The sequence below is a fragment of the Oscillibacter sp. ER4 genome, from assembly GCF_000765235.1.
In the GTDB taxonomy this organism is placed as follows: Bacteria; Bacillota; Clostridia; order Oscillospirales; family Oscillospiraceae; genus Hominicoprocola; species Hominicoprocola fusiformis.
Genome location: NZ_JPJG01000080.1, coordinates 1 through 1,135, shown reverse-complemented (window position 1 = coordinate 1,135; position 1,135 = coordinate 1). Strand labels below are relative to the sequence as shown.

The 1,135-nt window shown below is 54.3% G+C and carries 1 protein-coding gene; it reads right to left on the bottom strand.

Annotated features, from left to right (window positions below):
• Positions 1 to 102 precede the first annotated feature (102 nt).
• Positions 103 to 1,080 carry an IS5 family transposase gene (locus NI20_RS0111845; RefSeq protein ID WP_033121606.1) on the bottom strand — a complete coding sequence of 326 codons (978 nt, stop codon included), beginning with the start codon at positions 1,078 to 1,080 and terminating at the stop codon, positions 103 to 105.
• Positions 1,081 to 1,135: the final 55 nt, after the last annotated feature.

Below are 1,135 nucleotides of genomic sequence, written 5' to 3'. Positions count from 1 at the left end.
TAGGGCAACACCGCACAAATAGCGTATAGGGAGAGCCATAGTAAGTTCGTCTGTAGGGCAGCCAGTATTATCCCCTCAGTTCGCCTGGCAGGGCGCATCAACTCAGGCTGCCAGGCAGGGCCTGTCAGCCAGGATCAGGTTCGCCAAAGCGAACAGCATATTCAATTTAGCGGTCTGCTTCCGCAGGCCCCGGTACCGTGTCTTTCGGTATCGGAACCGACCCTTGACCACCGCAAATACGTGTTCCACTTTAGCGCGAATAGATGACTTTTCGTGCTCTCTGCGCTTGAGCTGGCCCTGTGCCCTGGTCGGTTTCTTCCTGATTTGAGAAGGACGGCGGTTAATCCTGTAGCGGATGCGCCTTCCCTGGCGATTCCTTCGGATGCTATCCTCCCGTTTGTCCGCGCCAAGATACCCGCTGTCTCCATAGACACTTTCTTCGTCACCGGTCAGCAGCTTGGAGGTCATAACGACATCATGGGTATTGGCCCCAGTCACCTCAACGGTATGGACCAGACCGGTATCCTTGTCCACTCCAACGTGCGCCTTATAGCCGAAGTACCATGTGTTCCCCTTCTTCCCCTGATGCGCGTCCGGGTCCCGCTGCTTTTTCTGATTTTTTGTGGAGGATGGCGCCGCAATGATCGTGGAGTCCACAATGGTCCCTTTTTTGAGGATAAGTCCTCTTTGCTGCAAAAGCTCCACTACCTGGCGGAACAGCTTCTCCTGCAGCCCATTGCGTATCAGCAGATTCCGAAAACGCCCCAGTGTATCTCCATCCGGCACCTGGTTGCTGGAGTCCACTCCGCAGAACTCCGAAAAGGCACGGCTGTCTATGACCTCAGCCACCGTTGCTTCGTCCGCCAGATCATACAGGTTTTGCAGCAGATAGATCCTCAGCATCCGCTCCAGATCGTAGGGCTTATTGCCGCGTTCCCCCTTGTAGTAGCACGGCCTGATGAGTGTGAGCCTCTCTCCCCACGGGACGATGCGTTCTATCTGCGATAGGAATTCTTTTTTCTTTGTCCGTACCTGCGCCAATTCATCGCTCAGGCCAGACAGGCTTACTTGCTTATCCATGCCTATATTTTACCACACTTGCCTTTATTCCGCATCTTTTCTGTGCGGTATTGCC